This window comes from Thauera aromatica, assembly GCF_023093595.1.
In the GTDB taxonomy this organism is placed as follows: Bacteria; Pseudomonadota; Gammaproteobacteria; order Burkholderiales; family Rhodocyclaceae; genus Thauera; species Thauera aromatica_A.
The window spans coordinates 1-24603 of record NZ_JALLIK010000085.1 but is presented as its reverse complement, the minus strand read 5'-3'; the positions used below and the strand labels follow the sequence as shown (position 1 = coordinate 24603).

At 67.5% G+C, this 24603-nt stretch carries 22 protein-coding genes; 9 read left to right on the top strand and 13 right to left on the bottom strand.

Features of this window, described 5'->3' with window-relative positions:
* Positions 1 to 3 precede the first annotated feature (3 nt).
* Together MXC99_RS04285 and hemC are read right to left on the bottom strand one after the other, a co-directional pair.
* Positions 4 to 738, bottom strand: coding sequence for a uroporphyrinogen-III synthase (locus tag MXC99_RS04285; RefSeq protein WP_247724331.1), 735 nt, complete (start codon positions 736 to 738; stop codon positions 4 to 6).
* Positions 739 to 832: 94 nt separating this feature from the next.
* Positions 833 to 1765 (bottom strand): hydroxymethylbilane synthase, encoded by a 933-nt coding sequence (gene hemC / locus MXC99_RS04280; protein ID WP_247724316.1) that lies wholly within the window; start codon positions 1763 to 1765, stop codon positions 833 to 835.
* 212 nt (positions 1766 to 1977) lie between these two features.
* On the opposite strand from hemC, the gene ppc reads away from it, so the two are divergent.
* Together ppc and argH are read left to right on the top strand one after the other, a co-directional pair.
* Positions 1978 to 4737, top strand: a complete 2760-nt coding sequence (gene ppc / locus MXC99_RS04275) for a phosphoenolpyruvate carboxylase (RefSeq protein WP_247724315.1) — start codon at positions 1978 to 1980, stop codon at positions 4735 to 4737.
* A 224-nt stretch (positions 4738 to 4961) separates the two neighbouring features.
* Positions 4962 to 6410, top strand: coding sequence for an argininosuccinate lyase (argH, locus tag MXC99_RS04270; protein ID WP_247724314.1), 1449 nt, complete (start codon positions 4962 to 4964; stop codon positions 6408 to 6410).
* A gap of 182 nt (positions 6411 to 6592) precedes the next feature.
* On the opposite strand, the gene grxD is transcribed toward argH, so the two are convergent.
* Positions 6593 to 6922 (bottom strand): Grx4 family monothiol glutaredoxin, encoded by a 330-nt coding sequence (gene grxD, locus MXC99_RS04265; protein ID WP_075148128.1) that lies wholly within the window; start codon positions 6920 to 6922, stop codon positions 6593 to 6595.
* A gap of 144 nt (positions 6923 to 7066) precedes the next feature.
* Between grxD and MXC99_RS04260 the strand changes: the two genes are divergently transcribed.
* The 3 genes from MXC99_RS04260 (at position 7067) to MXC99_RS04250 (ending at position 8408) form a co-directional block, all read left to right on the top strand.
* A complete protein-coding gene (locus tag MXC99_RS04260; protein ID WP_247724313.1) occupies positions 7067 to 7432 on the top strand; it encodes a ribonuclease domain-containing protein in 366 nt (121 codons plus the stop codon).
* The gene (locus tag MXC99_RS04255) at positions 7429 to 7812 is read left to right on the top strand and encodes a barstar family protein (RefSeq protein WP_247724312.1); all 384 of its coding nucleotides are present in this window, start codon (positions 7429 to 7431) and stop codon (positions 7810 to 7812) included. The genes MXC99_RS04260 and MXC99_RS04255 overlap by 4 nt, the downstream gene beginning before the upstream one ends.
* Before the next feature lie 155 nt (positions 7813 to 7967).
* Positions 7968 to 8408: an Hsp20/alpha crystallin family protein gene (locus MXC99_RS04250; RefSeq protein WP_247724311.1), complete on the top strand. Its 441-nt coding sequence runs from the start codon at positions 7968 to 7970 to the stop codon at positions 8406 to 8408.
* 67 nt (positions 8409 to 8475) lie between these two features.
* Here the strand turns inward: MXC99_RS04250 and MXC99_RS04245 are convergent, their stop codons facing one another.
* Together MXC99_RS04245 and MXC99_RS04240 are read right to left on the bottom strand one after the other, a co-directional pair.
* Complete coding sequence (locus MXC99_RS04245) at positions 8476 to 9729, bottom strand: pyridoxal-dependent decarboxylase, exosortase A system-associated (RefSeq protein WP_247724310.1); 1254 nt, start codon at positions 9727 to 9729, stop codon at positions 8476 to 8478.
* A gap of 72 nt (positions 9730 to 9801) precedes the next feature.
* On the bottom strand, positions 9802 to 11403 hold the full coding sequence (locus MXC99_RS04240) for an acyl-CoA ligase (AMP-forming), exosortase A system-associated (protein ID WP_247724309.1): 1602 nt from the start codon (positions 11401 to 11403) through the stop codon (positions 9802 to 9804).
* A gap of 121 nt (positions 11404 to 11524) precedes the next feature.
* Here MXC99_RS04240 and MXC99_RS04235 point away from each other — a divergent pair, with 121 nt between their 5' ends.
* Positions 11525 to 11776, top strand: a complete 252-nt coding sequence (locus tag MXC99_RS04235) for an acyl carrier protein (RefSeq protein ID WP_247724308.1) — start codon at positions 11525 to 11527, stop codon at positions 11774 to 11776.
* A 53-nt stretch (positions 11777 to 11829) separates the two neighbouring features.
* Here MXC99_RS04235 and argB read toward each other — a convergent pair whose 3' ends face one another.
* Positions 11830 to 12732: an acetylglutamate kinase gene (argB, locus tag MXC99_RS04230; RefSeq protein WP_247724307.1), complete on the bottom strand. Its 903-nt coding sequence runs from the start codon at positions 12730 to 12732 to the stop codon at positions 11830 to 11832.
* A gap of 156 nt (positions 12733 to 12888) precedes the next feature.
* Between argB and MXC99_RS04225 the strand changes: the two genes are divergently transcribed.
* From MXC99_RS04225 to MXC99_RS04215, 3 genes are all read left to right on the top strand, one after another.
* Positions 12889 to 13209 (top strand): metal-sulfur cluster assembly factor, encoded by a 321-nt coding sequence (locus tag MXC99_RS04225; protein WP_075148121.1) that lies wholly within the window; start codon positions 12889 to 12891, stop codon positions 13207 to 13209.
* A gap of 108 nt (positions 13210 to 13317) precedes the next feature.
* A complete protein-coding gene (locus tag MXC99_RS04220; RefSeq protein ID WP_247724306.1) occupies positions 13318 to 14412 on the top strand; it encodes a hypothetical protein in 1095 nt (364 codons plus the stop codon).
* 82 nt (positions 14413 to 14494) lie between these two features.
* Positions 14495 to 15106 (top strand): N-acyl amino acid synthase FeeM domain-containing protein, encoded by a 612-nt coding sequence (locus tag MXC99_RS04215; RefSeq protein ID WP_247724305.1) that lies wholly within the window; start codon positions 14495 to 14497, stop codon positions 15104 to 15106.
* Positions 15107 to 15198: 92 nt separating this feature from the next.
* Here the strand turns inward: MXC99_RS04215 and MXC99_RS04210 are convergent, their stop codons facing one another.
* The 7 genes from MXC99_RS04210 to MXC99_RS04180 all read right to left on the bottom strand — a co-directional run bounded on the left by MXC99_RS04210 (position 15199) and on the right by MXC99_RS04180 (position 24490).
* The gene (locus tag MXC99_RS04210; protein WP_247724304.1) at positions 15199 to 16617 is read right to left on the bottom strand and encodes a sigma-54-dependent transcriptional regulator; all 1419 of its coding nucleotides are present in this window, start codon (positions 16615 to 16617) and stop codon (positions 15199 to 15201) included.
* Positions 16614 to 18227 carry a sensor histidine kinase gene (locus MXC99_RS04205; protein WP_247724303.1) on the bottom strand — a complete coding sequence of 538 codons (1614 nt, stop codon included), beginning with the start codon at positions 18225 to 18227 and terminating at the stop codon, positions 16614 to 16616. Before MXC99_RS04205 ends, MXC99_RS04210 begins: the two co-directional genes overlap by 4 nt.
* Positions 18228 to 18235: 8 nt before the next feature.
* Positions 18236 to 18472 (bottom strand): PP0621 family protein, encoded by a 237-nt coding sequence (locus MXC99_RS04200; RefSeq protein ID WP_247724302.1) that lies wholly within the window; start codon positions 18470 to 18472, stop codon positions 18236 to 18238.
* Positions 18473 to 18830: 358 nt separating this feature from the next.
* The gene (locus MXC99_RS04195; protein WP_247724301.1) at positions 18831 to 20015 is read right to left on the bottom strand and encodes a GIY-YIG nuclease family protein; all 1185 of its coding nucleotides are present in this window, start codon (positions 20013 to 20015) and stop codon (positions 18831 to 18833) included.
* Entirely contained in the window at positions 20008 to 22083 is a 2076-nt protein-coding gene (locus tag MXC99_RS04190; RefSeq protein ID WP_247724300.1) for a DEAD/DEAH box helicase, read from the bottom strand. Before MXC99_RS04190 ends, MXC99_RS04195 begins: the two co-directional genes overlap by 8 nt.
* Positions 22080 to 23147 carry a PDDEXK nuclease domain-containing protein gene (locus tag MXC99_RS04185; protein WP_247724299.1) on the bottom strand — a complete coding sequence of 356 codons (1068 nt, stop codon included), beginning with the start codon at positions 23145 to 23147 and terminating at the stop codon, positions 22080 to 22082. Before MXC99_RS04185 ends, MXC99_RS04190 begins: the two co-directional genes overlap by 4 nt.
* Positions 23144 to 24490: a class I SAM-dependent DNA methyltransferase gene (locus tag MXC99_RS04180; RefSeq protein WP_348772086.1), complete on the bottom strand. Its 1347-nt coding sequence runs from the start codon at positions 24488 to 24490 to the stop codon at positions 23144 to 23146. The genes MXC99_RS04185 and MXC99_RS04180 overlap by 4 nt, the downstream gene beginning before the upstream one ends.
* Positions 24491 to 24603: the final 113 nt, after the last annotated feature.

Sequence of the window (24603 nt, the reverse complement as noted above, 5' to 3'; positions counted from 1 at the left end):
AGTTTAACCAAAGTGGTTCACAAGTGCCTCCATCAGGCCTTCGTCGCCCGCCGCGGTTTCCACTACCGCATGGAACCCGGCCGCGCGCGCCTGGGCGGCGATGCGCGGGTGGGAGGCGAAAACCGTCACCGGGCGCAAGGCTTCGAGGCCCTCGGCACCCAGCATCTGCTCCAGGTTGCGCACGCCTTCGCTGCTGGTCAGGAGCAAGGCGTCGATCTCACCGCGCGCCACCGGCTCCAGCAGCAAGCGCGGATCGAGCTTCGGGCAAAAGCGCCGGTAGCAGGTCACGTACTCGACGCTGGCACCACGTTCACGCAAGGTCTCGGCAAGCAGCTCGCGCCCCCCGTCACCCCGGAAAATCAGCACCTTCCGCCCGGCAACGGCCGCAGCGGAAAACTCGGGCAGAGCGATCACCGCTTCGCTGTCGAAGCCTTGCTGCGGCGCGATCACCGCGGCGCAACCGTAAGCTGCGAGGACGCGCTCGCTGCCCTTGCCCACGGTCGCGACTTTCAACCCGGCGGGCCAGGAACGGCGCGCGAGGATGAACTGCATCGCATAGTTCGCCGCATTCGGGCTGACGAAGAAGGCCAGATCGAACGCGTCCAGGCGCGTCACGATCTCTTCCAGCGGCGCCGGGTCGAGCGCGGGCCCGACCTCGATCACCGGAAACTGCAGCGCATTGCCGCCGGCGCCACGGATGCGCGCGGAGAGGCTTGCAGCCTGTTCGCGCGGGCGCATCACCACCAGGGTCCGCCCGCGCAGGGGGGCGTTGGCGGACAGGGCGGAAGCGGAACCCGGCGCAGTCATCTGCGAAGTCACGCGCAGAGCCGGCTCAGCCGAGATCGGCGAGGAGGGCTTCGGCCCCCTGCGCGCGCAGCGCCTCGGCCAGGGCCCGGCCGAGACTTTCGGCTTCGGCCGCAGCCCCTTCCCGCTCGGCACGCACGATCTCGCTGCCGTCCGGGCGGGCGACAAAGCCGCGCAGCCACAGCCGGCCTGCGCGGATCACCGCGTAGGCGCCGAGCGGCACTTCGCAGCTGCCCGCCAGCGCGCGCGCCACCGCACGCTCGGCGAGGACGCAGGCCGTGGTGTCGGCATCGACCAAGGGCGCCAGCCAGCCGATCACATCCTTGCGCGCGGCCAGACACTCGATGCCGAGCGCGCCCTGCCCGGCGGCAGGGAGGGACACTTCGGCTGGCAGCACCGAACGGATGCGCCCGGCCATCCCCAGCCGGGTGAGGCCGGCGGCAGCGAGGATGATCGCGTCGTACTGACCTTCGTCGAGCTTGCGCAGCCGGGTGTCGAGGTTGCCGCGCAGGCTGGTGACGCCGAGGAAGGGATACTGTGCGTGGATCTGCGACTCGCGGCGCAGCGACGATGTCCCCACCACCGCGCCCGGCGGCATCTCGGCGAGGCTTGCATAGCGGCTGGAAACGAAGGCGTCGAGCGGCACTTCGCGCGCGCAGATGCAGGGCAGGGCGAACGCCTCGCCCATTTCCATCGGCACGTCCTTCATCGAGTGCACGGCGATGTCGGCGCGTCCGTCGAGCAGCGCAGTCTCCAGCTCCTTGACGAACAAGCCCTTGCCGCCGACCTTGGCGAGCGGGCGATCGAGGATCTGGTCGCCGCGGGTGGTCATGCCGAGCAGCTCGACGCGGCAGCCGGGATACAGGGCTTCGAGCCGGGCCTTGATGTGCTCGGCCTGCCACAGGGCGAGGCGGCTTTCACGGGTGGCGATGACGATGCGCTCGGGGGTCGCTTGGCTCACGATGGTTAACTCACCTGACAGGAAGGAATCATGCCGCAGCCGGCGGGGTTTCGCCGCACCGCAGCATCAGGGTTCGCACCAATGGTGCGTTGGCAGGCGAGGATTCTAGCATGCGTGCCGATCACCCCCGCCCCGCCTGCCTGCCTGCCACCGGACACGAATCCGGACCGCCGGCTGCAGCCGGGCCTTTTTCCCGACCCATCGCCACCAACATGACCCACGATAAAGACGCCCCGCTGCGTGAAGACATCCGCCTGCTCGGGCGTCTGCTCGGCGACACCGTGCGCGACCAGCAGGGCGAAGCCGCCTTCGAGCTGATCGAGCGCGTCCGCCAGAACTCGGTGCGCTTTCGCCGCGACGACGACATCGTCGCCCGCCGCGAACTCGAGGACATCCTCGATGCGCTGTCGCGCGAGCAGACGATCCAGGTCGTGCGCGCCTTCAGCTACTTCTCGCATCTGGCCAACATCGCCGAGGACCAGCACCATATCCGCCGGTCGCGCGCCCACCTGATCGCCGGCTCGGCGCCGCGTGCAGGCAGCCTCGCCCACGCCTTGGAGACGGCATCCGCAACCGACGCTGCCGGCCTGGTGGAATTTTTCGATGCCGCGCTGATCTCGCCGGTGCTCACCGCGCATCCGACCGAAGTGCAGCGCAAGAGCATCCTCAACTGCGAGACCGTGATCGCCCGCCTGCTCGACGAGCGCGACCGCATCCAGCTCACCCCCGAGGAGGCCGAGGCCAACCTCGAGGCGCTGCGCCGCGCGGTGCTCACGCTGTGGCAGACACGCATGCTGCGCACCGCCAAGCTGTCGGTGATCGACGAGGTCACCAACGGCCTGTCCTATTTCGACACCACCTTCCTGCACGAGCTGCCGCGCCTCTACGCCAGCCTCGAGGACCGCCTCGCCGGCACCGCCCCCACGCTCGCCCCCCCCGAGCTCGCCGCCTTCCTGCAGATCGGCAGCTGGATCGGCGGCGATCGGGACGGCAACCCCTACGTCACCGCCGAGGTGCTCGAGCGCACGCTGGCGATGCACGCCGCGGTGGCGCTGGGCCATTACCTCGACGAGCTGCACGTGCTCGGCTCGCAGCTCTCGCTCGGCCTCGGCCTGGTGAGCGCCTCGGATGCGCTGCTCGCGCTCGCCGCGCGCTCGCCCGACCATTCCCCGCACCGCAGCGACGAGCCCTACCGGCGCGCCATCTCGGGCATCTACGCGCGCCTCGCTGCCACCTACCGCGCCCTGCTCGGCGCCGCGCCGGCGCGCCACGCGGTGGCCGAGGCCGAGCCCTATACCGATGCCGCCGCGCTCGCCGAGGACCTCGACATCCTCCACCGCTCGCTGCTGGCCAACGGCTCGGGGGCGCTCGCGCGCGGGCGGCTGCGCCACCTGCGGCGCGCGGTGAAGGTGTTCGGCTTTCATCTGGCGCCGCTCGACCTGCGCCAGAATTCCGACGTGCATGAGCGCACCGTCGCCGAGCTGCTCGAAGTCGCCCGCCCCGGCACGGATTACAGCGCCCAGGACGAGGCCGGCCGCTGCGCGCTGCTGCTCGAGGAACTGGCCACCGCGCGGCCCCTGGCCTCGCCGCACGTGCGCTACGCGGACGAGACCGAAGGGGAGCTCGCGATCTTTCGCGCCGCGCGTCGCGCCCACCTGCGCTACGGTGCCGGGGCGATCCGCAACTGCATCATCTCCAAGACCGATGAGCTCTCCGACCTGCTCGAGCTCGCCGTGCTGCTGAAGGAAGCCGGCCTGCTGCGCCCGCTCAAGCACGCCCTCGACGTCAATTTCGTGCCGCTGTTCGAGACCATCGGCGACCTCGAGAACGCCGCCGCGGTCATGGAGCGGCTCTTCGCGCTGCCGATCTACCGCGATCTCCTCGCCGCCCGCGGCCACACCCAGGAGGTGATGCTCGGCTACTCGGACTCGAACAAGGACGGCGGCTTCCTCACCTCGGGCTGGGCGCTGTACAAGGCCGAGGGCGAGCTGGTCGAAGTGTTCGCCCGCCACGGCGTGCGCCTGCGCCTGTTTCACGGCCGCGGCGGCTCGGTCGGGCGCGGCGGCGGCCCCAGCTACCAGGCCATCCTCGCCCAGCCCGAAGGCGCGGTGCAGGGCCAGATCCGCCTCACCGAGCAGGGCGAGGTGATCGGTGCCAAATATGGCAACCCGGAAGTGGGCCGGCGCAACCTCGAAGTGCTCGTGGCCGCCACGCTCGAGACCAGCCTGCGCCCGACCGAGGCCGCGCCCACCCCGGTCGCCTTCCTCGAAGCGATGCAGGCGCTGTCGGATGCGGCCTTTGCCGCCTACCGCGGCCTGGTCTACGAGACGCCCGGCTTCGAGCAGTATTTCTGGGAATCAACCGTGATCGCCGAGATCGCCGGCCTCAACATCGGTTCGCGCCCGGCCTCGCGCAAGAAGGGCACGCGCATCGAGGACCTGCGCGCGATTCCCTGGGTGTTCAGCTGGTCGCAGTGCCGGCTGATGCTGCCGGGCTGGTACGGCTTTGGCAGCGCGGTGCAGGCCTTCCTCGCCGCCCGCCCCGACGACGGCCTCGCGCTGTTGCAGCGCATGGTGCGCGGATGGTCCTTCTTCGCCACCCTGCTCTCGAACATGGACATGGTGCTGGCCAAGACCGACCTCGCGATCGCCAGCCGCTACGCCGCGCTGGTCAAGGATGCCGCGCTGCGCGAGGCGATCTTCGGCCGCATCCGCGCCGAGCACCAGCGCAGCGTCGAAGCGCTGCGCGCGATCACCGGCCAAGCCGAGCTGCTCGAGGCCAACCCGCTCTTGAAGCGTTCGATCCGCAACCGCTTTCCCTACCTCGACCCGCTCAACCACGTCCAGGTCGAGCTGCTGCGCCGCCACCGCGACAGCGACGGCAACGAGGGCGGAATCATCGACGAGCGCATCCGCAACGGCATCCACCTCTCGATCAACGGCATCGCCGCCGGGCTGCGCAACAGCGGCTGATCGTACCGCCCCCGGGCGACGGTCGCGACCCGCAACCGGATTGCAGCCGAAGATCCGGGTCGCTCGCCGCCCCCCCCACCGGCGACACCGCGATCAGGCCGCAAACGGGGGGCGGAGGCTTTTGCTCTATAATTCCGCCCTTGATGAGCGCCGCAGCAGCGGCCTCATGTCTTCGCACGGAGCCGGCGGCGACACGCCGGCCGATTCATTTTTCGGCAGCCATCATGACAGACACCACGACGCCGGCCGCCGGCGCCAATGCCTCCGCCGAGGCCCCCGCCAAGGCCTGGTCGGGCCGCTTCACCGAACCCGTTTCCGACCTGGTCAAGCGCTACACCGCCTCGGTGCCCTTCGACCAGCGCATGGCGCGTCAGGACATCTGCGGTTCGCTCGCCCACGCCAAGATGCTGGCGAAGCAGGGCATCATCGGTGCGCAGGATCTGGCCGACATCGAGCACGGAATGGCGCAGATCGCCGGCGAGATCGAACGCGGCGAATTCGCCTGGAACCTCGACGACGAGGACGTCCACCTCAACATCGAAAAGCGCCTCACCGCGCTCGTCGGCGACGCCGGCAAGCGCCTGCACACCGGGCGCAGCCGCAACGACCAGGTGGCGACCGACATCCGCCTGTGGCTGCGCGATGCGATCGACCAGATCCTGGCGCTGATCGCCGAATTCCAGGCGAAGCTCCTGGAAGTCGCCGAAACCCACGCCGGCACGCCGATGCCCGGCTTCACCCACCTCCAGGTCGCCCAGCCGGTGACTTTCGGCCACCACCTGATGGCCTATTTCGAGATGAGCCGGCGCGACGCCGAACGCTTCGCCGACTGCCGCAAGCGCGTCAACCGCCTGCCGCTGGGCGCGGCGGCGCTGGCCGGCACCAGCTACCCGATCGACCGCGAGTTCGTCGCTTCTGAGCTCGGCTTCGACGAGGTCTGCTTCAACTCGCTCGACGCCGTCAGCGACCGCGACTTCGCCATCGAATTCTGCGCCGCCGCGGCGCTCTTGATGACCCACCTGTCGCGCCTGTCCGAGGAACTGATCCTATGGATGAGCCCGCGCGTGGGCTTCATCGACCTTGCCGACCGCTTCTGCACCGGCAGTTCGATCATGCCGCAGAAGAAGAACCCGGACGTGCCCGAGCTCGTGCGCGGCAAGACCGGCCGCGTCAATGGCAGCCTGATCGCCCTCCTCACCCTGATGAAGGGCCAGCCGCTGGCCTACAACAAGGACAACCAGGAAGACAAGGAGCCGCTGTTCGACACCGCCGATACGGTGATCGACACCTTGCGCATCTACGCCGACATGATCGGCGGCATCCAGGTCAAGGCCGAAGCCATGCGCGGCGCGTTGAGCCAGGGCTACGCCACCGCCACCGACCTCGCCGACTATCTGGTGAAGAAGGGCCTGCCTTTCCGCGACGCGCACGAGGCGGTGGCGCTCGCGGTGCGCGCGGCCGACGTCAAGGGCTGCGACCTGCCGCAGTTCTCGCTCGACGAGCTGCGCATCGCCATGGCCCACGTTCCGGGCGCTGCCGAGCGCCTCGGCACGGACATCTTCGTCGTGCTCACGGTCGAAGGCTCGCTCGCCTCACGCAAGCACGTCGGCGGCACCGCACCCGAACAGGTGCGTGCCGCGATCGCCCGCGCCCGCGCCGAACGCGGCGGCTGACCCGGCAGCGCAATACGCGACACCGTCCGACCCGAGCGGCATTCAATTGCCGGGCGAATGATCACGCCCGCCGGGACGCGGGCGCCGAACTGCGCGCGCCCGTTGCGGCCGGGCAAGACAAACGACCTGCCGCGCACCGGGCGCTGGCAGGCCGATTCGACGAAAAACCGGAGAGCCGGGCTTCAGCCTTCCTGGACCGCGCCGGCATCCTTCAGCATCTGCTGCAGTTCGCCGTTTTCGTACATCTCGCGCATGATGTCGCTGCCGCCGACGAACTCGCCCTTGATATACAGCTGCGGAATGGTCGGCCAGTTGGAGTATTCCTTGATGCCCTGGCGGATGTCGCTGTCGGCCAGCACATTCACCGCCACCACCTCGCGCACCCCGCAGTTCTTGAGGATCTGCACCGCGGTCGAGGAAAAGCCGCACTGCGGGAACTGGGGCGAACCCTTCATGTAGAGGACCACGGCGTTGTTGGTGACCTGGTCGCGGATGACGTCCTGAATGTCCATGGTGAAAACCTGAAAAGTTGAGTTAAACAGTCGGAAAAGTCTAGGCCTACACCTCGCCAGCGTCAATATCCGCTTTCCGCCCCGCCCTCACCTCCCTCGCCCCCTCACCTCCCGTCCCTCGCCCCTTTCCCGGGTAGCCCCGCCATGTTCCGCACCCTGCTCGTCCGCCTGCTGTTCCTGCTCGCCCTCTTCGCCCCACTTGCGGCGTGCGCCCCTGCGGCCCCGGACGGCGCCGCCCCGCCTGGCCTGCCCCCCGAAGCGGTGGCGGTGCTGGAGCGGATCGGCGAGGGCGGCCCTTTCCCCTACCGCAAGGACGGCAGCGTTTTCCACAACCGCGAGCGCCTGCTGCCGGCGAGGCCACCCGGCTATTACCGCGAATACACCGTCCCCACCCCCGGCGCGCGCGATCGTGGCGCACGGCGCATCGTCACCGGCGGCGACCCGCCGGAAGTGTTCTACTACACTGCGGATCACTACCGCAGCTTCCGCCGGATCGAGCCCCTGCCATGAGCGCCTTGCCCCCGACGCCCGCCAACTCCGAGATCATCGCCATCACCATCGCGCTCGACGGCTGCGCCAGCAAGGCCGAACTGCTCGAGCGCATCGCCGCGGCGCTGCGCTTCCCCGGCTGGTTCGGGCACAACTGGGACGCGCTCGCCGATTGCCTGACCGATCTGTCCTGGCTGCCTGCCGGCACGTACCGGATCACGCTCGCACAGGCCGGTGCCCTGCGCCGTGCGGCGCCGGAAACCCTTGCCACCGCGCTGGAAATCTTCGACGCCGCCGCCGCCGCCTGGGCCGACCGGGGCGTGGATTTCAGCGTGCGCCTGGCCGAGGGCGGGGCGGACGATGGCGCCGCCCCCTCCGCTGCCCCGGCCACCCGGCCGTGAATCCGGGCGCAAAGGAGCGCATCGTCAGCGACCCGACAAACGCCGCGCGGCTCTTCCCGGTCGCAGTGCCGCCCTCTTGAAAAGCGTCCGTTCCCACCTATATTCGGGATGGAGCCGGGTTTTCCGGCATGTCTGAAAGAGAAGGAGAACGTGACATGGGCAACAACCTCACTCGTCGTGTCGACCCGCTGGAAGACTTTTTCCGTGGCTTTTTCGTCCGCCCGGTGGATTTCGGCGGAGGCGGCAGCCTCGCTAATCTGAGCACCGACGCGCCGCAGATGCGCGTCGACGTCAAGGAGAACGCGGAAGGCTATGAAGTCCATGCCGAGCTGCCCGGCATGAAGAAAGAAGACATCCACGTCCATATCGACGGCCCGGTGGTGTCGATCAGCGCCGAGCGCAAACAGGAGAAGGAAGTCAAGGAGGGCGAAAAGGTGCTGCGCACCGAACGCTACTTCGGCAAGGTTTCGCGCAGCTTCCAGCTCGGCCAGGAAATCGACGAAGCCAAGGCCAACGCCCGCTTCAACGACGGAGTGCTGGAGTTGAGCTTGCCGAAGAAGGCCGAAGCGCAAGCGAAGCGGCTGACCATCGACTGAACCGTCCCCGCCGCCCGCACCCTGCCCCCGGCAGCGGGGCAGCGGCCGGGCGGCGCGCACGATCACTTCACACCAGCACTTCCAGCGCCGGCGGATGCCCCAGGAAAGCCTGCGGGCTGGCGCTGGCGCCGTACGCCCCCGACTGGAACACCACCACCAGGTCGCCCACCTGCGCCGCCGGCAGCAGCACACGGTCGCCGAGCAAATCGAGCGGCGTGCATAGCGGCCCGACCACCGAAACCGTTTCCTGGCCGGCTTCATCCATACGGTTGCCGATCGCGAGCGGATAGTTCTTGCGCAGCACCTGGCCGAAATTGCCGCTCGCCGACAAATGGTGGTGCAGCCCCCCGTCGGTCACCAGATAAACGTGGCCGCGCGACACCTTGCGGTCGAGCACGCGGCACACATAGATTCCCGCCTCCCCGACCAGGTAGCGCCCCAGCTCGATGACGAGTTCGGCCTGCGGCAGCAGGCGGGCGGTGTCGGCGGCGATCGCCGCGAGATTGGCGGCCACCGGCGCGAGTTCGAGGCGCTGCTCGCCGGGGAAGTAGGGAATCCCGAAACCGCCCCCCAGGTTGAGGAAGCGGAGCGGCGCCGGCGCCGCTTCGGCCAGCCGCAGCGCCAGCTCGAAGCTGCGCCGCTGGGCATCGACGATCGCCTCCGCCTTCAGGTTCTGCGAACCGGCGAACAGGTGAAAGCCTTCGAACGCCAGCCCGGCACGGCCGATTTCGGCAAGCAGCGCCGGCACACTCTCGGCATCCACCCCGAACGGCTTCGGCCCGCCGCCCATCTTCATTCCCGATGACTTGAGTTCGAAATCCGGATTGACCCGCACCGCCACCCGCGCCGGCAGGCCCAGCGCCTGCGAGGCCTGGGCGAGCGGCGCGATCTCGCGGGCCGATTCGAGGTTGACCAGGATCCCGGCGGCGACCGCCTGGCGCAGCTCGGCGTCCCGCTTGCCCGGGCCGGCGAAGCTGATGTGGTGCGGATCGGCACCGGCATCGAGCGCCACGTTCAGCTCCCCGGCCGAGGCCACGTCGATGCCGTCGACCAGGCCGACCAGATGCCCGACCAGCGCCGGCATCGGATTGGCCTTCATCGCGTAGTGCAGCTTCACCGCCGGCGGCAGCGCAGCGCGAAGCTCCGCGACCCGCGCCGCCACCACGCTGCGGTCGATGGCATAGAACGGCGTCTGTCCGACGCGCGCAGCGAGGCGGGTGAGCGGCATGGCGCCGATCCGCAGTTCGCCGTCGTCGGCCGCGAACTGGTTCATCGGCGCATGCGCGGGAGGCGTCTTCGAAGCGGTGGGCGTCAGGGACATCGTGGTTTCACTCGGACGGAGCAGGACGGCAGGAAGCGGAAAAGGAGCGCGGGCGGCGGACGATCGGGCGTTTCAGCCGGAAGTCCCGGCCGGAAACACCTTGTCAGCGAGCGCCTTGCGGTCGATCTTGCCGTTGGGGTTGCGCGGCAGCGGGCCGGAAGACACCTCGATGCAGGCCGGCACCATGTAGGCCGGCATCCGCGCCCGGCACGCGGCGTGCAGTTCGTCGACATCAAGCCCGGCCCCGTCGGGAGCGGTCGCGACCACGGTGATGCTGTGGCCGAGGGTGGCGTGCGGCACGCCGAACGCGGCGCATTCGCCGACCAGACGGGTCGCATAGACGATCTCCTCGACTTCGGTCGGACTGACACGATAGCCCGAAGTCTTGATCATCTCGTCGCGGCGGCCGATGAAATACAGGAAGCCGTCCTCGTCGCGGCGCACGGTGTCGCCGGAAAACACCGCGACCTCGGGCAGCACCAGTCCGCCCTGGCGCCCCGGCGCACGCGCCGGCAGCGGGCGGAAGCGTTCGGCGGTGCGCTCCGCATCGTTCCAGTAGCCCATCGCCACCAGCGCGCCGCGCTGCACCAGCTCGCCCGGCTCGTTGGGCGCGCATTCGCTCCCGTCCTCGCGCAGCACCATGACTTCGACATTGGGAATGGCCTTGCCGATCGAGTCCGGGCGGCGGTCGACCTCCTCGGGCGGCAGCCAGGTCGCGCGGAAGGCTTCGGTGAGGCCGTACATCAGGTTCGGGCGGGTCCGCGGCAGCATCGCGCGCAAGCGATCGAGCGTCTCCCGCGGCATCCGCCCGCCGGTATTGGCGATGTAACGCAGGTGGGCGTCGATGCCCTGCGGCCACTCCAGCTGGGCAAGCTGGATCCACAGCGGCGGCACCGCGGTCAGTCCGGTGACCCGCTCGCGCTCGATCGCCTTGAGCACGTCACGCGGCAGCAGGTAGTTGAGCAGCACGACCCGGGCGCCGGCATGGAACGCGGTGGTGAGCTGGGAAAAGCCGGCATCGAAGGACAGCGGCAGCGCCGCGAGCAAGGTGTCGCCGGCATGGTTCTCGAGGTAGTGCGCGACGCTGCGCGCACCGGCCACCATGTTGCGGTGCGACAACACGACGCCCTTGGGTCGCCCGGTGCTGCCCGACGTGTACAGGATGGCGGCCATGTCGGTGTCGATCACGCGGTGGCCCGCGGCGGGTGGCGCCGCGAGCAGCTCGTGCCAGCGATGCACCGAGACCCCGGGAAGCACGGGGAGCGTCGCCGGCTCGCCGGTGAGGACCACGTGGCACAGGTCGTGGCAGTTCCCCAGGGTATCGCGGAGCGCGGCCAGGCGCTCGGCGCTCGTCACCAGCACGCGCACGTTGCAGTCCTGCAGGATGTGGCCGACCTGCGGCCCTTTCAGCACCGGATTGATCGGCACCAGCACGCCGCCCGCGGCGCTGGCGCCGAACGCGGCGAGGACGAACTCCGGCCGCTTGTCGAGATAGACCGCCACCCGTTCGCCGCGCGCGAGCCCGAGCGCGAGCAGGCCGGCGCAAAATCGGGCGCAGCCGTGGTAAAGCGTGCCATAGTCGAGGCTGGCCTGCCCCGCGCTCAGCGCCGGGCGTGCGCTATCGCGCTCGGCGGCAGCGGTGATCAGGTGATGGAGCAGGTCGCGGGAAAGCATGTCGGATCTCGTAAGGACTGCGCACGATCAATCAGGAGTCGCGCGCAAGTATAATGCGCGCGTCCGGGCGCAGGCCGCACAGTCGACCGCGCCCTCTTTGCCCTTATGCGGAGAGCGTCCCTTGGAGATTCACGAAGAAGTCCTGTCGCTGCTCGATGAGGTGCTCAGCCTCGATGGCCGGGCACTGAGCTTCGATGCCGACACCCCTCTGCTCGGCAGCCTGGCAGAGTTGGACTCGATGGCGGTGATCGCCGTCATCCAGGAAATCGAAACCCGGTTCGGCATCGAAGTGCCGGATGACGAAGTCGACGGCAGCTCGTTCGCCACCGTCGGCACGGTGGTGGATTTCGTCCGCCGCCTGTCGCACGCGTAACCGCGCACGCCCGGCCGTACCCCCCGGGCCGGGGAGCGCCTCGCCCGCCCGGGTTACTTGCTCTTGATCATGGTGCCGACGCCGTGGTCGGTGAGGATTTCGAGCAGCAGGCAGTGCTCCACCCGACCATCGATGATGTGCACCGACTTCACCCCGTTGCGCGCCGCATCGAGCGCCGAGCCGATCTTCGGCAGCATCCCCCCCGACAGCGTGCCGTCGGCGACGAGATCCTCGATCTGGCGCGGCGTCAGCCCGGTCAGCAGGTTGCCGGTCTTGTCCAGCACTCCCGGCGTATTGGTGAGCAGCACCAGCTTTTCCGCCTTCAGGATCTCGGCCAGCTTGCCCGCAACGACATCGGCGTTGATGTTGTAGGTCTCGCCTTCCTCCCCCACCCCGATCGGTGCGATCACCGGAATGAAGTCGCCCTGGTCGAGGAAGGCGATCAGGCTCGGGTCGATGCCGGTGATCTCGCCCACCTGGCCGACATCGATGAGGTCGCCCTCGGGTGCATCCTTACGCTGCATCAGCAGCTTCTTCGCGCGGATGAAGCCGGCGTCCTTGCCGGTGAGGCCCACGGCTTTGCCGCCATGCTTGTTGATGAGATTGACGATTTCCTTGTTCACCTGGCCGCCGAGCACCATCTCGACCACTTCCATGGTCTCGGCGTCGGTCACCCGCATGCCCTGGATGAACTCGCCCTTCTTGCCGACGCGGGCGAGCAGGTTCTCGATCTGGGGGCCGCCACCGTGCACCACCACCGGGTTCAGGCCGACCAGCTTGAGCAGCACGACGTCGCGCGCGAAGCAGTCCTTGAGATGCGGGTCGGTCATCGCGTTGCCACCGTACTTGATGACGATGGTCTTGTCGAAGAAACGCTTGATGTAGGGCAGCGCCTCGGCGAGGATTTCGGCCTTGCGGGCGGGAGCGATCTCTTGTTGCAGCGCAGTATCTGTCATGGGACTCCTCGGGCGTAGGGGGACAGGGGCTGCCACGGCACCTGCCCCGGTCCGTGGCCACGGCCCGGATTCTACTGCGCGGCGCGGCGCCGCGCTTGATGAGGGGGGCGATGTGATCCATCATCGGCCCTTCTGACCTTGTCCCGCTCGAAGACCATGAACACTGCCCCCACTCCCGACCCCGACGACGTCCGCCAGGCCCTGCGCCAGGTCATGGACCCCGAGGTCGGCATGAACATCGTCGATCTCGGCCTCGTCTATCGCATCGACTGCACCCCCGGAGCGGTGCATATCGACATGACCATGACCTCTCCCGCCTGCCCGCTCGGCGACATGATCGTCGACGAGGCCCACGCTGCACTGGACGCGGTCCTGTCCGCCGACATCCAGATCCGCATCGACCTGGTGTGGGAACCGCCCTGGAGCCCGGACAAGATGGCGGTCGAAGCGCGCGACCATTTCGGCTGGGGCCAGTAACACGGCGGCCGCCGCGCTTCCCCGGCACAGAATTCGCACCACGATGCCTGGCGCCGCCTCCCCGGCCCGGGCAACGCCCTCCCGACACTCCCGGAGCCCGACTACGGCATGACCCGCGACCTTTCCCCGCCCGCCCGCATTCCGCTGCTCGTGTTCGCCTTGCTGTCGCTGCTCACCGGCGTGCTTGCCGGCCTCGCCCGGCTGGGATTCTCCGTGCCGGCCTTCGGCGCGGCCCAGGCGGGCAGCCATGCGGCGCTGATGGTCTGTGCCTTCTTCGGCGCCGTCATCAGCCTCGAACGGGCGGTCGCCCTCGCCCGCCTGTGGGCCTACCTCGCCCCCGCCGCAGCGGGCATCGGCGGCATCGTGCTGCTGGCCGGCGGGCCGCTGTGGGCAGCGCAGTCCCTGTTCGCCGCCGCCTCCATGGTGCTGCTCTTCGGCAGCGTGCGCGTCGTCCAGCGCCAGCGCGCGCTGTTCACCGTGATGCTGGCGGTCGGCGCCGCATGCTGGTTGCTGGGCAACCTGGCATGGCTGGCCGGCGCCGGCCTGCACGCCGCAGTCGCGTTCTGGCTGGCCTTCCTCGTCCTCACGATCGCCGGCGAACGCCTCGAGCTGACCCGCTTCCTCCCCGCCCGCCGCGCCGCACCACCCAGTTTCATCGCCGCCGTCATCCTCGTGCTCGCCGGCGCGCTGCTCGCGACCGTGCATAGCGCAGCCGGGCTGACGCTGTTCGCCGCCGGCCTGCTGGCGCTCGCGGCCTGGCTGCTGACATTCGACATCGCCCGCCACAACGCGCGCCAGCGCGGGCTCACCCGCTTCATCGCCCTGTGCCTGTTGTCGGGCTACCTGTGGCTGGCCGCCGGCGCCCTCGCCGGTCTGGCCGGCGGCTTTGCGCCGGGCCACGCGCTCCACGACATCGCCCTTCATGCGATCACCCTGGGGTTCGTCTTCGCGATGGTCTTCGGCCATGCACCCATCATCTTTCCGGCGGTGGCGAAGGTGAAGATCCCCTACCACCCGGCGTTCTATCTTCCCCTTCTGCTCCTCCACGTTTCGCTCGCGGTGCGCATCGCCGGCGGCTTCGGCGACAGCCTCACCCTGCGCCAGTGGGGCGCGCTCGCCAACACCGCGGCACTAGCGTTGTTCATCCTCACGATGATCGCCAGCGTCGTCCGCGGCGGCCGGCCCGCGGCGCGCGGGAGGTAAGGCGATCTTCACCACACGCCTGCCGGCATTCATCATCGAGCGCAACGGATACCTGGTCCGGATCGCCAACGGCTGCGATCCGTTGCAGCGCCAGACCGTCGCCCTGGTCGAGCGCATGTACGCCGCCCGCGGTCTCATCCCGTATGGCACGCAGGCCGACCCGGACGAGCACGACCTGATCGTCGCCGCCCTGCGCAACGGCCATGCCGTCGCCACCCTGACGCTGCGCATGGACTGCGGCAGCGGCCTCCTTGCCGACGCCCTGTACCGCGACGAAATCGACGCCGTACGCCAGCGCGGCGCCCGCGTCAGCGAGATCACCCGCCTCGCGATCTCGCCCGACGCCGCCTCCTACGATGCCTTGTCCGGCCTGCTCCAGGCGCTCTACACCCTGGCCCGGCTCACTGCGCACATGACCGACATCTTCATCGAAGTCCATCCGCGCCACGCGCGCTTTCACCAGCGTGTATTCGGCTTCCGGCGGGCCGGCGAAGAACGGATTTGCCCGCGGGTCGAAGCTCCCGCGGTGCTGCTGCATCTGTCGCGGCAGGCATTCGAAGCCTCTCTGGCCGGGCGCGGCCTGTCGCGTGCACAGGCCCGCGCATGGCGATCGCGGCGGGTGGATCGGCTGCTCCCCTCGGAAGAAGAATTCCAGGCATTCCGCCAGCTGTTCGGCGCCTCGGCGGCAGGCTGAAGCCGCGGCCCGGGCGACACGGCGACCGCTCCGCGCGGCCTCTTCACCCGGCCTCTTCACCCGGCCTCGTCACCAAGCCTCTGCGCGCGGCCTCATTCCATCCCCCACTGGCGCAGGCGGTAGCGCAGCTGGGCGACGCTGATGCCGAGGCTGCGCGCCGCGGCGTCATAGTTCCAGCGCGCCTGCTCGAGGACACGGACCACGCGCACCTGCTCCTGGGGGTATTCCCCGTCCTGTCCCTCGGCCCCGGCGGCGCGCTCGAAGCGCGCCGGAGCGACCCAGGTGGACGCCGGATTGAAGCCGAAAGCGCTCTCGGTGAGCCAGCCCGACACGCTCGCCCCCGGATGGAGCTCGATGTCGGCGGCCTCGATGCGCTCGCCCTCGCACAGCGCACAGGCGCGCTCGAGCAGGTTTTCCAGCTCGCGCACATTGCCCTGAAAAGGGTGCTCGAGCAGCACCTGCAGCGCCGCCACGGACAGTTGCCGCGACGCCCGCCCCTCGCGCTCAGCGAGGCGGGCAAGAATGTGCGCCGCCAAGGCGGGAATATCCTCGCGCCGCTCGCGCAGCGGCGGCACGCGCAGGGCGATGACGTTGATGCGAAAGAACAGGTCCTGGCGGAAGCGCCCCTCGGCCACCAGCCGTCCCAGGTCCTGGTGCGAGGCGGAGAGGATGCGGACATCGACCGGCTCCTCCGCATGCGCGCCCACCGGGCGCACCGCGCGCTCCTGGATCGCGCGCAGCAGCTTGACCTGCATCGCCAGCGGCAGCTCGCCGATTTCGTCGAGGAACAGGGTGCCGCCGCGGGCGGCCTGGAACAGGCCTTCCTTGTCGGTCGCGGCGCCGGTAAAGCTGCCCTTGCGGTAGCCGAAGAATTCGCTCTCCATCAGCTCCGGGGAGATCGCGCCGCAGTTGACCGGGACGAAAGGTCCGGCCGCGCGCGGCCCGAGGCGGTGGATGAAGCGGGCGACCACTTCCTTGCCGGTGCCCGACTCGCCGTAGATGAACACCGGCGCCTGGTTGCGCGCCAGCTTCTCGGCCTGGCCGCGCAGCTGGGCGAAGGCGGGCGAGTCGCCGACCAGCATCCGCGCATCGCCGGCCGGCGCGGCCGCGGGCTCGGGGCGCAGGCTCAGCGCATGGTGCACGAGTTCGCGCAAGGCCTTGAGTTCGACCGGTTTGGTGACGAAATCGAAGGCACCGAGCTTGAGCGCGCGGATCGCCGCTTCGATGCTGCCGAAGGCACTGATCACCGCCACCGGCAGGCCGGCGTGGCGGGCCTGGATGTATTCGACCAGGCTCAGCCCGTCGCCGTCGGGCAGGCGCATGTCGGTCAGGCACAGGCGATAGCGCCGCGCATCGAGCAAGGCGCGCGCCTCCTCCAGCGAGCCCGCGGTGTCGCAGCCCAGGCCCATCCGCAGCAGGGACAGTTCGAGCAACTCGCGGATGTCCTCCTCGTCATCGACGACGAGGACGTCGACGGTGCGCGAGCGGTTACGGCGTTCGACGGCGTTCATGGCGTGATGCGTCCGGTCAGCACGAAATCGGCCCCCGCGCCGCTCGCCGCGAGCTCGAGCGTGGCGTCGTTGGCTTCGGCGAGTTCGCGGGCGATGTACAGGCCGAGCCCGGTGCCCTTGGAGTGGGTGGTGAAAAAGGGCTCGAACAGGTGCGCCCGCGCGGCTTCGTCCAGCCCGGGGCCATCGTCGCACACGTGCACCGCGACCCGTTCGCCGGGCAGCGCCTGTGCCCACAGGCGGACCGAAGCGGGCGCCCCCGAACCGTGGCGGCAGGCATTGGCGAGCAGATTGTCGAGGATCTGGTGCAGGTGGGCACGGTCGATCGCCAGGGTCAGCGCCGGATCGATGTCGACCGCATACACGTCGTGCTCGGCGGCGTTGCGGAACACCCGCGCCTCGATCAGCTCGCGCACGAACGCGGCCAGCGCCAGCGCCTCGGGCAGGGCCTGCTCGCGCCGGCCGAGGGCGAGCACGTCGCGCACCATGCGCCCGATGCGCTGGGCGTTGTCGTTGATGATGCGCACGAGGCGGGCCTGCACCTCCTGGCGCCGCTCCTCGCCCAGCAGCTCGGCGGCCTGGATCACCGCCGACAGCGGGTTGCGGATCTCGTGCGCGATGCTCGCGGTCAGGCGGCCGAGCGCGGCGAGCTTGATCTGCTGCAGCTGGCGCTGGATGTCCTCGAAATCGGTCAGGTAGAGCAAGGTATCGCCCGCCGCGGCGCTGGCGGACGCCCCCGCCACCGCCCGGCAGCGCAGCAGGCGGCCGGACACCGTCGATCGCAGCATCCTCCCCGGCACCGCCGCCTGAAGCGTCCCGGTGCCCGCCTCCGCTTCGCCCCCATCTTCCGTCCCCCCCCTCGACAACGCCGGCCCGAAGGCGGCGTCGAGCTCGACCAGCACCCGGCCTTCGAGCGCCTCGGCCGGCGCCATGCCGAGGAGCTCGACCGCGCGCGGGTTGGCCTGGCGGATGCGCCCGCCGGCATCGACGACGATCACCCCGTCGGGCAGGTCGCGGATGATGTGCTCATTGACCGCCTGCTGGTTGGCGAGCGCCTCGCCGCGCTCGGCGGCGAGCGAGGCGTTGGCCTGGGCGCGCAGGGCGAGCAGGCGGGCGACGAGGGCAATGCCGAAAAAGCCGGCGCAAAAGAGCCCGACCTGGAAGAACTCGACCGACTGCCGCCCCGCCGCCAGGCGCCAGGCATTTTCAAGCAGCACCGCCAGGGTCGCGAGCGCAGCGAAGAACAGCACCATCCGCCCGGCGAAGACCAGCCCGGCACCGGCGAGCACCACCATCATCAGCACCGGCATGCCGCTGCGATAACCGCCGCTGACCCACATGATCGCCGACAGGGCGAGGACATCGACGACCACCTGCAGCAGGATCACGCGCTCGGAGCCGAAGCGCCGCATCGCATCGGGAAAGCCGAGGGCGAGGACGGCGCCCAGGTAGCCGAGCGCGGCGAGGCGGAAGACGGACGGGTTTTCGCTACCCAGCCCCAGTTCGCGCCCGGCCACCAGGAACAGGCCGGCGATGACCAGGCGGAACAGGTTCAGGTAGCGCAGCGAGGCCCGGCGCGCATGCTCGAACTCGACCGCCGGAGCCGCGCCCATCACCGACCTCAATCCAGGCGCGGCCCGGCGCGGCGGTGCTGCTCGCAGCAATAGAACACGCCGTCCGCGCGCACCCCGTCGGACTCGGGCACGTTGATCCCGCAGTGCGCGCATTCGAGCATGCGTTCCGCGTCGGCCGGGCGCCGCGCCGCCTTCGCCCCGCCCTGCTGCCTGAAGCGCCGCACGGCGCCGCGCAGCCACCAGATGCCGATGAAAACGAGGATGAGAATGAGCAGATTGCGCACGGATGGAGCGGCGCACGGCCGGCGCCGGCGGCAGAGGGAGGGGAGGCGATCTTAGCATGCCCCCTCCTGCCGCCCACCGACGAAGGGCCCGGGTTTGCGACGATGCCGGCTTCGCGTCCGACTCCCGAGCCGAGCCGCCCTCGAACCCGCGCCTGCCCGCCGTGGATGACAGGCCGCATCACCCGGGACGCTGGCTCACAACGAACCGAACGCAAGACAACCCTGATCTGGAAAAGCGGACGGTCAGTCAGAAAATCACGTCTGGCTGCGTTGGCGTCCTGATGCAGCTTTGTCATGCTGCATTTTCCTGGCGTTCAGCCTGGCCGGCAGCCAGGGCTATTCATGCATCCGGGCTGTCCTATGCCTTCACCAGCTTTGCAGCCTTGGGATCGTAGATATACCCGGTGATGCTGCCGTCTTTGATGCGCGCGACGGCCTCATCAATTACGAACAGCGGAACGAGAAACCACTCCTCCGGCTGTACAGGGTGACCGAAGCGGTCCTTGATGGTGATGTTCAACCGCGCGGGCGCGAACAACCTGTGGAACAGGTTCTCCATCCGGGTGCGGTTGATGCCCGCGAGCTTGTAGGTCGCCACCACTTCGACCCTCGCCAGCAGGTAGGTGGAGTCGTGTTCAGCGTTGGCGATCCGCGTCTCCACCCTGCCCCCGGTCACGCCCATCTTGTGGATGATGTCGCGGTGCTGCGCGACATAGGGATGATTGGACAGGGAGCGCAGGACGTAGATGGTGCCGCTTTCAACATCATCAGCCTCAAGCTCGCCACCGAAGGAGAGTTGCCCGCTCTCGGGCGAGGCTAGCCGCCGCGCGGCGGGGTCGTTGTAGAACGCACGCTGGAGCGACCGCAACAGCAAATTGCTTTCGGTGCTGTTGGAGAAGATGAGGCGCAGGCGGCGGTCCACTTCCCCGGCGGTCGTCTTCAGCGGCTCGCCGACCTCGGCAACGTAGAGCGTAAGGCCATCGAGAACGAAAAAGTCCCCGGCTTCAATCGCGCGGCGGCCCGCCTCTATGGGCTGGGATTGGCGCATGCCGATCTTGACTTCCGTCGCTACGCGCTCGAACAGTGGCGTGAACGCCTCGAAGTCCTCGCACGGCTTGCGATCCGCGATCTCCTCGGCGGCGCGCTTGTCGGCGCTGGTGCGGACATGGCGCAGGACGGTAATGTCGTCCGCCTCGGCTACCCCCGCCAGCTCGGCGGCCAGGTCGTCGATGTCGATGGGTTCCTCCGCCGAAGCGGCAACGGTTGGCGTCCCGGCAAGCAAGCTCTGATGATCCAGCGGCTCCAGCAGGGCGCGGCAGTCCGGGAGCGCGCGCAAACGGTCCAGACGCACGGCGTAAAGGCGCTCAAATATGTCGCGGTCTTCGCCGTGCTGCGGCGCACGGCCGTGCTGCTCGGTGAAGCGCTGGATTTCCTCGAAGCCCGCGATGACGCGCTCCTCAGTGGCCGGACGTCCCCCCTTCCTCTCGGGCGGTGCGAACTCGGCAAGCTCCGCAGCGAGTTCGTCAAGATCGGCGTTACTCATAGCGTCCCTCCGCCTTGAAGCGCATGAAGGCGGCCGCGCCTTCGGCCATGCGTCGCTCCCAGGCATCCTGGGAATCGAGCGCCGGAATGCGGCCGCGCTCCTTCTTGAACTGGACGGCGCGAACGGCCATCTCCTTCGCCTCGTCCGGCGTCAGGCTCGTGCGCTTGGCCGAGATGGCCGCCGCGACCTGCTTCAAGCTGTCCGCGCTCATAGTCTTGGCGAGGATGGCGTAGGCTTCTCCGAAGGGGTTGATGCGGTCGATGAGGTCGATGTCCAACTCGCGCACGTCCATCGCGAAGCGGCGCACGCCGTCGATCAGGGCGGTGTTGGGCGACCCGTCGCCGGCGCCTTCGTCCTCGCCTTCGGTGACAAGCCGCTTGGCCTGCTGCGTGAGGTTGAGGGCGGCGATGGCGTGCTGGCGCACGGCCTCCTGATCTTCGGCGTCAAGCTCGGGATACTTGTCCTTGATGATCTTGCCCATGCGAACCTGCGTCAGCTCCTCGGGCACCAACTCCTCATCGAACAGGCCGCGCTCGATGGTGGGCTTGTCCTGCACGAAGGCCGCAATGACTTCATTCAAGTCTTCCTGGCAAATGCGCGCCGCCTCCTTGCTCTTGGGCTCGGCGAGGCCTTTGATCTCGATCTGGTACGCCCCTGTCTGCTCATTGACACCGACATTGCAGCGGTCCGGGTCGTAGCCACCCTCGCCGTAGTTAAAACCCGGCGTCGGGCCGCTGTCGGGGTTCTTGGGCTTGAACTCGAAGCGCGGAGCAAGAACCTGCTCCATCAGCAGGCTGGCCGCGATGGCCTTCAAGGTATCGTTGATGGCCTCGGTGACCGCTTCTTCGGTCGCATCCGGCTCGGCGATCAGGTTGGTGAACCTCGCGCGGGCCTTGCCGGGCGCGTCGCGGGTAGCTCGGCCGATGATCTGCACGATCTCGGTCAGGCTGGCGCGGTAGCCCACGGTCAGGGCGTGTTCGCACCAAATCCAGTCGAAGCCTTCCTTCGCCATGCCCAGCGCGATGATGATGTCCACATGATCGCGGTTGTTCTTCTGCGCCGGGTCTTTGAGCGCGGCGGACACGCGGTCACGCTTGGCGGCATCGTCATCGACGAGATCGGCGATCCGCAGCACGCGGCCATCGGGGCGCTTGACACGCTGGAAGCCGGTCGCAGGGTCGATGCCTTGCCACTCCCCCAACGCCTCGATGATGTGCTCCACCTCGCGCATCTTGTCCTTCGTGCTCTCGCGCGAATTGACGTTGGGGATGTGGATGATGGTCTTCTCGGTGGGATCGAGGACGTTGAGGATGTCATCGACGTAAGGCCCGCTGTAGAAGAAGTAGCCGATGTCGAGCTGCTTGAGATACTCGTAGCCGTTGAGTTGCTCGTAATACGTGTAGGTGACGGTATCGAACTTCGACTCGTCCTGCGGGGCCAGAACAGCCTCGGCGTCGCCCCGGAAATAGGAGCCGGTCATGGCGACGATGTGCGTCTTGCCACGCGCGAAGAACTGCCCGAGGTGCAAGCCGAGCTTGTTGTCCGGGTTGCTTGAGACGTGGTGAAACTCATCGACCGCGATCAGGCGGTCATCGAACGCCTCCACGCCGTAGGCATCGACCGCGAAGCGGAAGGTCGCGTGCGTGCAGACCAGCACCTCGTCGTCGCTTTCGAGGAACGTGCCCAGTGACTTGACCTTACCGCCGTTGTCGTTGCCTGGCGCGTTGCATAAATTCCACTTGGGTTCAACCTGCCAGTCTGACCAGAAGCCGTACTTCGACAGCGGCTCGTCGTTGAAGCTGGCCCCGATGGATTTCTCCGGCACAACGATGATGGCCTGCTTGATGCCCTGGTTCTGGAGCTTGTCGAGTGCCACGAACATCAGCGCGCGGCTCTTGCCAGAGGCGGGCGGCGACTTGATGAGCAGGTATTGCTCGCCCCGCTTCTCATAGGCGCGCTCCTGCATCGGACGCATACCAAGGGCATTGGCCTTGGTCGATGCGCCGTTGCGGGCGTAGGTGACGGAAACGGAGGGGACGGCGCGCTGCCGGGTGTCGTTGTCGGTCATGATTCGTCGTCCGTGTTGGGTTGGCCAGACTCAATGCCCGTCAGCTCGCGCTCGATCTGCTGGATGCTTGGCAAATCGGTCGCCAGTTCCTCCGGCAAGGATTCGACCAGCTTGTATTCCGCTACGCCCAGCGGTTGCGTGTTCTGGCGCAGCGCGTATTCGGCCACGACCTTGTTCTTGCTCTTGCACAGCAGCAGGCCGATGGTCGGATTGTCCTGCGGATGTTTGACCTGCTCATCCACGGCCGTCAGGTAAAAGCTCAATTGGCCCAGATGCTCGGGCTTGAACTTGCCGCCCTTCAGTTCGATGACCACATAGCAGCGCAGCTTGAGGTGGTAGAACAGCAGGTCGATGAAAAACTCGTCGCCACCCACGTCCAGCAGCACCTGTCGCCCGACGAAGGCGAAGCCCGCGCCCAGTTCCAGCAGGAATTCGGTGACGTGCTTGACCAGCGCACCTTCCACCGCGCGCTCCTGCGCTTCATCGGTCAGGCCGAGAAAGTCGAAGCGATACGGGTCTTTCAGCGATTCGCGCGCCAGGTCGGACAGCGGCTTGGGCAAGGCCAGCTCGAAGTTGGTGGCGGCCTTGCCGCTGCGCTCCAGCAAACGGGTTTCAATCTGCATCACCAGCACGTTGCGCGACCAGTTGTGCTCGATGGCTTTGGCCGCGTACCACTTGCGGGTTTGCGGGCCGGGCAGCTTGTCCAGTAAAACCAGGTTGTGGCCCCAGGGCAATTTGTGCAACACCTGCTGCACAAATTGCAAATCGGGCCAGCCAAGGGCGAAAGCACGCATGTACTTCAGATTGCGGGGCGAAAAACCCTGCATCTCGGGAAATGCCGAGCGCAAGTCCTGCGACAAGCGATCGACCACCCTTGCGCCCCATCCCTGCCGGTCTTGTCGCGCCAGGATGGCGCTACCGATTTTCCAATACAGCACCACCAGTTCAAGATTGAGCGCTTGCGCCGCGCGCTGCTGGGCGTCATGGATTTGCGCTTTCAGCTCAGCCAACCAACCCGCATAGCCTTCGGGCGCGGGTGTCAGCTTGACGGGTTTGTCGCTCATGCGCTGGCTCCCGCCTTGCGCTTCTTGCCCTGGGGCGGTGCAGCCGAAGCGGTCATCTTGGTATAGAGGTCAAACAGCTTTTCCAGCCGCTCGGTGTCGTTCTTGAAGCGCCGACCGATGTAGATGCGCTCCAGCACTTCGTCGTTGCGCTCGTGTGCGGCACGCAGGTCGGCGGGCATGTTCTCGGGGGCGTACAGGTCCGCGATGGTGGCCGGGAAGTGATGCTCCCGCGCCAGCAGGATATCCTCAGCGCAGCGCGTGAGATCGACCTTGTTCTTGTCCGTGAGCGTGGGCACGGGGAAGGTGTTCCAGCCGAGGGTATTGGAGTAGCGAATATCGGTCTTCAGCCTGCCACAAACGGTGGCGATCCAAACGAGATGCAGGCGTGATGCAATCAGTGCCAAGTTCCAAAGCGGCGCATCGTAAATCACCGACGCGAGATTGGAGACAACGGTGTCATATCCCGTTATCTCGCACGGAAGAAACAACCTTCGTTCCGACGACACATTCGGAACTGCGATTGCAGCGTGGCGACTATGAGGGGCGAAAACGAAGCGATGCGGCGTGGCAGCGTTCTCGTTGGCTTGAGTCCCGTTACTACTCAAGCGCATTTCGCGAACCTTTTCGAAGCGGTCACGAAGAATATCGATGCGATTTACCTCTTCAAGATCATCATCCTCGATCCATATGCACCAGCGACCTCCACCGTTTATCAATTCGCGCGATCCAACGTAGCGCTTCAGGAAGCGTCTGGCATCTGGACTCGCTGCAATTATTTGATCCCTCTCTTCAGTAGATGGTGTCAGATGACCTCCATCAGTCGGCTTATTCCCCGACTGCATATGTCCGATGGCTGAAAGCGCACTCGATCTCTTCGTGACAATCACAGTATCAGCAGCGACAAGATACGGACTAATGTTGGCGCATGATCTAACAGTGCCTTCGCCGAACAGTTTCCTTTCAGAGCCAGGGTTGGTCGTCAGGCCGAGAATCACACACGTGACAGCAGCTTTGTTACTAGCGAGGTTGCTCCACAAGAACGATGTGTGCGCAAAGTTGATCGTGTTGCACTCTTTAAATACGAGCGGCCAAAGCATTGCAACTTGCTCTCCTTGAGTGATGGAGTTAGTCGTTACGAACGCGCTTGCCGCCCCAGTAAAATTGTTGAACTGAGCTGCTTTCAGAACGAACGCGGCTACATAGTCCAAATCCTTGTAAGTTTTTAGAGCGGGCGCAAAGACTCGCGCCATGTCTTCCTTCTGCTGCGCTGTCTGACCAACGCTTCCTTGGTACGGCGGATTGCCGCAAAGGTACGTCTCGCCGCCTTCATTCTCGAAGTCGATCTCCCGAGTTCGACAGTTACGCTCGCAAGTGCTTGTTTTTGCTAGATCGCACTTTCAAAAATGCCACTACAACAGCGCCAACTGCTCCGGCGCCGCTGGTTTTTCTATCCCCA